At 48.0% G+C, this 8,316-nt stretch carries 8 protein-coding genes; 6 read left to right on the top strand and 2 right to left on the bottom strand.

Features of this window, described 5'->3' with window-relative positions; all coding sequences use genetic code 11:
- The first annotated feature begins 20 nt into the window (after positions 1-20).
- Together PEL01S_RS27055 and PEL01S_RS27060 are read left to right on the top strand one after the other, a co-directional pair.
- Positions 21-668 (top strand): pyridoxamine 5'-phosphate oxidase family protein, encoded by a 648-nt coding sequence (locus PEL01S_RS27055; RefSeq protein WP_063186927.1) that lies wholly within the window; start codon positions 21-23, stop codon positions 666-668.
- A 30-nt stretch (positions 669-698) separates the two neighbouring features.
- Complete coding sequence (locus tag PEL01S_RS27060; protein ID WP_063186929.1) at positions 699-1,286, top strand: pentapeptide repeat-containing protein; 588 nt, start codon at positions 699-701, stop codon at positions 1,284-1,286.
- Positions 1,287-2,154: 868 nt separating this feature from the next.
- On the opposite strand, the gene PEL01S_RS27070 is transcribed toward PEL01S_RS27060, so the two are convergent.
- Positions 2,155-2,382 (bottom strand): helix-turn-helix domain-containing protein, encoded by a 228-nt coding sequence (locus PEL01S_RS27070; protein WP_063186931.1) that lies wholly within the window; start codon positions 2,380-2,382, stop codon positions 2,155-2,157.
- 896 nt (positions 2,383-3,278) lie between these two features.
- Here PEL01S_RS27070 and PEL01S_RS27080 point away from each other — a divergent pair.
- Both PEL01S_RS27080 and PEL01S_RS27085 read left to right on the top strand, forming a co-directional pair.
- Positions 3,279-3,701, top strand: a complete 423-nt coding sequence (locus tag PEL01S_RS27080; protein ID WP_063186933.1) for a hypothetical protein — start codon at positions 3,279-3,281, stop codon at positions 3,699-3,701.
- A 32-nt stretch (positions 3,702-3,733) separates the two neighbouring features.
- A complete protein-coding gene (locus tag PEL01S_RS27085) occupies positions 3,734-4,321 on the top strand; it encodes a DUF1349 domain-containing protein (RefSeq protein ID WP_063186934.1) in 588 nt (195 codons plus the stop codon).
- Positions 4,322-4,668: 347 nt separating this feature from the next.
- Here the strand turns inward: PEL01S_RS27085 and PEL01S_RS27090 are convergent, their stop codons facing one another.
- On the bottom strand, positions 4,669-5,307 hold the full coding sequence (locus tag PEL01S_RS27090; RefSeq protein WP_063186936.1) for a TetR/AcrR family transcriptional regulator: 639 nt from the start codon (positions 5,305-5,307) through the stop codon (positions 4,669-4,671).
- Between the two features lie 251 nt (positions 5,308-5,558).
- Between PEL01S_RS27090 and PEL01S_RS27095 the strand changes: the two genes are divergently transcribed.
- Positions 5,559-7,679, top strand: coding sequence for an MMPL family transporter (locus PEL01S_RS27095; RefSeq protein ID WP_239551564.1), 2,121 nt, complete (start codon positions 5,559-5,561; stop codon positions 7,677-7,679).
- 64 nt (positions 7,680-7,743) lie between these two features.
- Positions 7,744-8,232 (top strand): class I SAM-dependent methyltransferase, encoded by a 489-nt coding sequence (locus tag PEL01S_RS27100; RefSeq protein ID WP_231884976.1) that lies wholly within the window; start codon positions 7,744-7,746, stop codon positions 8,230-8,232.
- Positions 8,233-8,316: the final 84 nt, after the last annotated feature.

The following is an 8,316-nucleotide window of genomic DNA, read 5'->3' on the forward strand; positions in this document are numbered from 1 at the left end:
TGGAAACGAGGGTGATCGGTATGGAGCAAGTATTTCGGGAGCGGATCACGACGGAAGAGCAGCTGGAAGTCTTGCTTCCGGTCTTGGGAGGAGCACCGAGCAAGCTGGTGAAGGACAAAGTCATCCACGCGCTTGATGCTCACGCCAAAGCGTTTATTGCCAAAGCGCCGTTTGTCGCCGTCGCGACGGCTGACGCCGAGGGACATTGCGACGTCTCGCCGCGCGGCGATGCTCCGGGGTTCGTGCATGTGCTGGACGACCGGCATTTGTTCATCCCGGAGCGCCCCGGCAATCGCCGGATGGACACGATTCATAACATTATCGCCAATCCGCATATCGGTCTAATTTTCATCATCCCCGGTTTGGAAGAAACGTTCCGGGTGAACGGGAAAGCCTGTATCACCCGCGACCCGGAGCTGCTCAAGCTGACCGCCGTCAACGGACGGGAGCCGCTGGTCGGCATCGGCGTCGAGGTGGAGGAGTGCTACATGCACTGTGCCAAAGCGTTCAAGCGGTCGGGGCTGTGGAAGCCGGACTCCTGGCTGCCGGAGGGCGACCGTCCGTCCCCTGCGCAGATCCTCGCCGCCCATGTCAAGGGCAGAATGGAGATTACGGCGGATGAGGTAGATCAAATGCTGCAGGAGAGCTACACGAAGCGGTTGTATTAATTTAGAGGTAATGGGGGCAAAGGTGAGAAAATGAAGAATCAAGTGCTTTCAAGCCAAACGATTGAGCTTGAGCGAAATCAGGTAAGTTTTTTGGGTCCGAACCTGGAGATGCACGATTGCACCGTAATTTCGGAGGCTGATACGAAAGGCTTGACTATTGTCGGACTGAGGATGCACGGAGGGATTTTCCATCAGAAGCGAGCTTTGAAGGACTTTCACTTTCGGGGCGCACATTTCTCGCATGTCAGGTTTACGGGCAATTATTTGGGCTGCGATTTTGGCGACTGGGATGACATAAACAGATCATCCGTATCCGAGTGTGATTTTTCATCTGCGCGAATGCACGGGTGCCGTTTGTTAAATTGTGACATGAAGGGGATTCATATTCCCAAATGGCCATGCTTTTGCTTATCTAATCCGGCGGAAGCACGGGATTTTGTGAACTCACGATCATGGCCGAAAAAGATCGGCCTGAATTTGGATATTTTTACGGATGAGGATCGGGAATGTGTCGCTACGTTTGGTGATGCCAGTGTGCTGGCCAAGGAAAGCGGCTTGCCTTTGAGTGAAGTGCGTTCGCTATTAATGGTAATACCGGGAATTCATATTATTGACTGATTTTTAGCCGTTTTCTGAGATGACCCTTGCATTTAATCCAAGCGCTCCCCAGATTTCCCCAACGGCTTACGGCAATTTTATTGGTGGGGTTACGCGTTAACTTTGACCGATCAGGAATCGTAACAACTCGCTTTTAACTTGAGGAATGCCGGTACTACGATAGCTGCCGCTGCTGCAATTTCTGGACTCATCCCAACCCCGCCGACGCAGCTTGTACGGGCCATCTCAATTGTAATTTCAACTGGTGCTCACATTGTTGCCAATGACATAAGCTTGAAAAATAATGGGAATGGTGTTACGATAAACATACACTATGCAGCATACTTTGTAATTTCGTCCAATTAATCCCTTTTAAATGGGGGTGACAAGGTGATATTCTCGGTCACAGTGATCATGTTATGCATGATGCTGGGGTATGCGATTTTGGGGCTTCTGTTCCTAAGATTCTTGCTCAAAAGGTTTTCGGTAAACGTCCCTTACATTGTTGCTTCTTTCATTCTCATGGGAATTTTGCTCTTTCAACAGGTTTATCAAGGAAGAGTGATAATGGGCAGCATATTCATTATGGTTTTAATTGCTGCATTTGTATTGGACATGGTTTCGAAGCAATCTAAAAAATCGGGCTAAGAACTTGCTTTCCCCCGTCGCTATGTGACGGGGGTTTTTACTATTGCTCCAGTTGCCCGGACACCTTCCTTAGCTCATTCGCCAACCAATGAATATAATCGGCCTGCTGCAGTGCCGTCTCCGGCCTGTTCTGCCTCCTGCCGTTTTGCGTCCAGCTCCTTCCAACCAAAAGAGAAGGGGCCGCCGATGGTCTTTGGTTGGAGTGGGGAAGTGTTATGTATGAGAAAGAGTCCCTGCCCGCTTAATCCGCTGGCAAGGACTTTTTTCTTTCGCCTTCATGCTCAAATATCTCGCCGACACTAACATTCAAATATAAGCAGAGCTTGTCTAATGTCTCAAGGTCAATTCTTTTTGCGCGGCCGTGATAAAGTTCGGTCACCGTATTACGGGCAAGGCCCGTACCATCCACTACGTCGGATATTTTCAGACGTTTACGCCCCATGATTTCGCTTAATTTATTGATGATCAAGCCTTTTTCCCTCCCTTTGTCTTCATGATAGCAAAGTTAACGAAAATGATCAAAAAGTTGACTATTATAATTGACTAAGGATACGGAACAAAAGAAAATCATCAAGGCTTGCGTTGACATTTATGAGGAGCATCGACGGTTGCATGCCATGCGAAGGATGTATGAGGCTCTATCCGAGACCGATCAAGCGAGAAGATATTTTTACGAGGCAACGGGGTTGGATAAAGCCGCTCATATTTTAATGCAGACTGCGGGGATCGGATTCATGGATATTGTTAACGCCAATACTGATGATCGAATGACAAGGGCCGACTAATGGAGGAAATTATCATTCTTGCTTGCAGGAAGCGGGGAGGGGTTCTCCCTGCTTCCGCTGTGTTCATGCAAGACTAAGAGATCTGATAAAGAATTTGCGATATTTGCTTCTCTACGTAAGCATCGTCGACGGTTTCCAGCTTGCTTGGAAACAAGGCTGCCGCGTTGAACGCAGCTTTGTTGCGCTAACGAGCAGCTATATACCGTGGTTTATGATATATTTTACGTAAGAAATTACTTAGTTTCGAGGGGGTATGTTTTATGGAGAACTGATCAACTTAAACTGGCTGTGGATAGTGATTCTTCTGTCAGGATGAGGATTGCATTGAACAAAAAAGCAACTCATTCAGTTTTACAATTGCGGAAGATAGAGATGAAGAAGTTCGTGAAAAGGCTAAGGGGAGACTTGCCATCTTTAGGTAATAGGTTCAAATCTCAGGGTATATCAACTAACAACGAATCCTCCTAAAGGTGAAGATGAAGTTTTTGTTTTAGATTTTTATCAATGGGGATAGTGTAGAGATAAGTTTTGATTTTGACGAATATTAACTAACAAATACACGTAAAGCGGAGTGAGATTTATGCAAAGTAGTTTAGAACAAGATATTATTTTAACGGCGGAAAGCTTCACAAAGAACTTTTCTGATAAAGGGAATTTTGATTTTAGTGTAGATAGCCTACGAAACGTAGACGATATTCTTGAAGAATTAGGTGGCTTTGAATTAGATGATAATATTTTGGATTCTGTCTCCTCTATGGCTGGATGTTATATTTTCGAAGTAGCAAGAAGGAATTATGGCGGAAAGTATTACTGGTTACAAGAAAGAGAACAACCTGTTTTAGTTACCGGCGAGCCGGAATTTTCAATTTCAATAATGGCATTCGAAAAAGTTAGAAGCAGAATTCAAAATGGAAAAGAAGATGAGATACCCTATTACTTTGATGGGTATATCCAGGCAATTGAAAAAGGAAAAGAAACGGGCTACTGTGCAACAATTGTTTAAATAGCTGGGAAAAAGTTCTGGAGGGACGTTTAATGAGATACGATGCGAACAAATTATATTGGTTAAATGAACCCGTGAGTTATTCTGTTCGGGAAGATGAGGTTATTATTACAACTGACCCTGGCACGGACTTCTGGCAGCGTACATACTACGGTTTTAGAAACGATAACGCTCCAGCTTTGTTATTCAAGATCAATGAACCATACTTTTCTTTCGTAGTCAGAACAGAGTTTGATAGCAAACATCGTTTTGATCAGTGTGGCGTCATTATTTACCAGAACAGTGATAATTGGTTCAAGGCTTCAATTGAGTATGAAAATGAAGAGTATCAACGATTAGGAAGCGTTGTTACGAACCATGGATTTTCAGATTGGGCGACTACAGATATTGATTCTAATATTAAAAGTATGTTTTACAGAGTTAGCCGTCGTGAGAGTGATTTCAGCATCGAGAATTCGTATGATGGCATCGAATATAAACAAATGCGTATTTTTCATTTGTTTGAAGGAAAAGGAGAAATCCAACTGGGGATTTATGCATGTAGTCCTGAAAATTCTTCATTTAAATCTGTTTTTAGCGAGATGAAGATAACGGAATGCCAATGGAAAGTACATGAATAATCCACACATGTATTGGAGGCACATTAACTATCATTTTGGGTTTTGCCCCCGATATGACAAGAAAGCTCGTTCGATAAGATGCGGTCTTAAACGAATGGTTTAGTCGATTTTTATGAAAAAGAACAACTTGACATATTAGTGTATTCAAGGAGATTACGGACTCGTAATATACCTAATCCTAAGAAATGTTGTTACGCTCATAAGTGGATCGGATTGTTGGATATTGTATACGCCAATGCTGATGATTCAAGGACAGGAGCCGAATAACTGAGGAAATTATCATTCTTGTTTGCAGGAAGCGGGGAGGAGTTCTCCCTGCTTCCACCGCGTCATGTCTACATACAACACTAAGAGATCTGATAAAGAATTTGCGATATTTGCTTTTCGACGTAAGCATCGTTGACGGTTTCCAGCTTGCTTGGAACAATCAATTGATGCTTTTTCATCTGATAAAAATCCATGAGCGCATTCTTTAAGGTGAGGTCGAATTGGATGGTAAACGACGGCTCCATAATACGCCGAAGCACGGCATCGTCCTGCACTAAAAATAGCTTGGCATTGATCGGCAGAAATACGCCGTCGGCTGCTCCACTTTTGAAAAATTGCTCCAGGCTGTTAATCCGCTCCTGCTGCGCAAAATAAAGGCTGTCCACTAAATTCGGGTACGCTTCCTTCAAATCCTCCAGCAAAATGTCGGGCATATAGACGACCGATTTCAAGGAATGCTCATAGGTTCGTTGAAATCGCTCGACGTAAGACAGGCTTTCGTCTGCCATCACGGTTTCGGCATAGGTAAAATAGCCGACGCAATGCTCGACGAACATGGTAATAATCTCGTCTTTGGACGAAAAATACTTATACAGTGTCGCCTTGCTTATATCCATATGCCTGGCCATATCGTCCATATTGATCTGGCTGAATCTGTTTTTTCTCAGCACAGGCTTGATTTTATCGAAATACTTGTTTTTGATATCCGCTTTGTCCATCTAAGGGAACCTCCTATTCGCATCACTATCCCAGTATACCACATTCAAAATCCAAGCAAACCATTTTAACTAAAAATACTAAGTTAAACTAAATTAATTCAAATAGTTTACTTCGTCTATTTTTTGTTGTATATTTTGGTTAACCTTATTCAGTCATGGAAGAGAGTGTGGTCGTAACGATGGAAAAAAGAAGCATACTTGCCCAATACGGCAGATTCGCTGCAAAAAAACGGGGATGGGTTCTCCTTGTCATGATCGTATTTGTCGTATGCTCGGCGGTGTGGGGAGTCGGGGCTTTTAGCCGGCTTACGGGAGGAGCAGGCTTTGACGATCCCTACAGCGAGTCGACTAAGGCCGACGAGCTTCTTGCGGGTCCCCTTGGGCGTTACGTTGCTGACGTCGTCGTGCTTTACGAGCATCCGAGCTTGTCTATAGACGATCCTTCGTTTGCGGGGCCGATTCAGCGGGCGCTGGCTTCCGTACCCGCAGAAGCCGTGATGCGGCTGCAGTCCTATTGGTCGACCGGTGATGAGGCGTTCATCTCCAAAGACCGGCACGCCGCCTACGTCACCTTTCAGCTTCCGTCCAACGATGAGCAGGTCCGCGTCCAGCAGTTCAAAACAATCAAGGACTTGTTCAAAGCCGACGGGCTGGATGTCAAGTTCGGCGGACTGACGCCGATGACCGAACAGGTGAACGCGCAGACGGGGAGAGATATTGCGCTTGCCGAATCGTTATCGATCCCGTTATTGCTGCTTCTGCTTGTGATTATTTTTCGCAGCGCCGTTGCTGCGGCCTTACCGCTTGTGATCGGTATAGCGACGGCTGTCGGGTCGTTTGCCGTATTGCGGTCGTTAACCGCGTTTGTCGATGTCTCCACGTTTTCGATTAACGTCATTACCATGTTGGGATTGGGTCTTGCCATTGATTACGCGCTTTTTTGTGTGAGCCGGTTCCGCGAGGAGCTTGCTCTTGGCCATTCGGTGGATGAATCTATCGAACGAACGATGGCTACCGCAGGACGAACCGTCGCCTTCTCCGGTTTGACGGTGGCGGTATCGCTGGCATGCTTGATCGTGTTTCCTTCGCGTTTTTTAAGCTCCATGGGCTACAGCGGCATGGCGGCTGTGTTGTTTTCCGTGCTCGGCACGCTGCTGCTGCTTCCCGCCTTGCTGCGCTTCGCCGGCTACCGGATCAATTCTTTGCGCCTCCCTTGGCCGAGGCTTCGAAAGTCCGGTACAGTCACGCCTGCGGGCAGATGGTACCGCGTAGCTCACGCGGTGATGCGCAGACCGTTCCTCGGCACCTTGGCGATCGTTTGCCTCCTTCTTGCTCTAGGCTCTCCTTTCCTGGGAGTGAACTGGGCCCGGCCGGGCGACTGGGTTCTGCCAGTCGGCGCGGATGCCCGAACGGTGACGGAGAAATTGGAGACCAATTTCCGCAAAGATCCGGCCAAAATCATGAGCGTCGTAGTCGCCATGCCACAATCCCCGGATTCACCGGACGCTAAGTCTGCCTTGCAGGACTATGCCCGCCGGTTGGATGCCGTCCGCGGCGTTGACAGTGCTGCCGTGACAGGGGCACAAGGAAAGCTGGTGCGGCTCACGCTCGGTTATTCGATGAACCCTCAATCCCGCGAGGCCATGGGGATGGTAGAGGAGCTGCGCGCACAGACACCTCCTCCCGGGGCGGAAGCATACTTTACAGGGATGCCCGCCTCGCGTGTGGACATTGTCAACATGATCGGCAGCAGGCTGCCGTGGATGGCCCTTTTCGTGGCGGTCGTTTCCTTCATCGTACTGTTCATGGCCTTCGGCTCGGTCGTCTTGCCGCTGAAATCCGTTGTCATGAATCTGCTTTCGCTTTCGGCCTCGTTCGGTGCGATCAAGCTTATTTTTCAGGACGGCTATCTCGCGGGGCTGCTGCATTTCGTCCCGGTCGGCGCGGTAGACGTCAATTTCCCGGTGCTGATCGTGGCCGTGGCTTTTGGCCTGTCGATGGATTACGAGGTGTTCCTGCTTTCCCGGATTCGCGAGGAATGGATGAAATCGAAGGATTCCGTAGAGTCCGTCGCTCTAGGCGTCCAGCGAACGGCGAACATTATTACCAGCGCTGCGCTATTGCTGATCATCGTCGTCGGAGGATTTATTTTGTCGGGAATTACATTTATGAAAATGATCGGAGTGGGATTGGTCATCGCTATTGTCGTGGATGCAACGATTGTACGGGGGCTTCTGGTTCCAGCTACCATGCGGCTTCTCGGAAAATGGGCCTGGTGGTCGCCGGCGCCGTTATCCGGGTGGTGGGAGCGATACGGCATAAAAGAAAGCGTAGACCTCGCTCCGGCTACGAGCCGTCAGGCCAATCCTTAGGGAGACTTATGCGGAACGTCGAGGCCGGTACGGCCCATATCACGAGATGGGGGAAAGTGAATTTATGGTTGAACAAGTATTGATGGACAAATGGCTGTTTTTCTACAAATATATGCGTTCTCCAAAACAAATCGGAAGCGTTACGCCCAGCTCCCGGTTTCTTGCTTCCAAGCTCGTATCCCCGATTGCATGGGACGAAGTCAAGGCCGTGGCTGAATTAGGAGCGGGAACGGGAGCGGTCACAAGGTTCATTCGGCAAGCGAACCGCGGGCGGGCGGTTACGTTATTGTTCGAACAAGACCCGCTGCTGCGCAGCAAGCTCGGGCAGCATTACCCGGAAGCGATATGCTGTCCCGACGCTGCGCACATGCGGCAGGAGCTGGAGAGGAACGGAATCCCCCAGCTTGACGCCGTCATCAGCGGCTTGCCATTTTATAACTTTACGGAGCAATGGAGAGAACGGCTGCTTGAAGAAATTCACTCCGTCTTAAAGCCGGGCGGCCAGTTTATCGTTAAGGCTGAGAAGACTCCCTCTTCAATAAGGGGGAGATGAATCAGCATCACTTGTGTACAAACGAGAACATATGTACTATAATTGTGATAAAATCACCAAAAGAGGTAAGTGCTAACATGTTGC

Origin of the sequence: Paenibacillus elgii NBRC 100335, from assembly GCF_004000865.1 — a bacterium.
Lineage (GTDB): Bacteria > Bacillota > Bacilli > Paenibacillales > NBRC-103111 > Paenibacillus_G > Paenibacillus_G elgii.

Bases quoted from the DNA above. Each gene is read 5' to 3' on its own strand.
- PEL01S_RS27100 (WP_231884976.1), top strand. From the start codon at position 7,744: ATGGTTGAACAAGTATTGATGGACAAATGGCTGTTTTTCTACAAATAT.
- PEL01S_RS27060 (WP_063186929.1), top strand. From the start codon at position 699: ATGAAGAATCAAGTGCTTTCAAGCCAAACGATTGAGCTTGAGCGAAAT.
- PEL01S_RS27080 (WP_063186933.1), top strand. From the start codon at position 3,279: ATGCAAAGTAGTTTAGAACAAGATATTATTTTAACGGCGGAAAGCTTC.
- PEL01S_RS27090 (WP_063186936.1), bottom strand. From the start codon at position 5,307: ATGGACAAAGCGGATATCAAAAACAAGTATTTCGATAAAATCAAGCCT.
- PEL01S_RS27095 (WP_239551564.1), top strand. From the start codon at position 5,559: ATGATCGTATTTGTCGTATGCTCGGCGGTGTGGGGAGTCGGGGCTTTT.
- PEL01S_RS27085 (WP_063186934.1), top strand. From the start codon at position 3,734: ATGAGATACGATGCGAACAAATTATATTGGTTAAATGAACCCGTGAGT.
- PEL01S_RS27055 (WP_063186927.1), top strand. From the start codon at position 21: ATGGAGCAAGTATTTCGGGAGCGGATCACGACGGAAGAGCAGCTGGAA.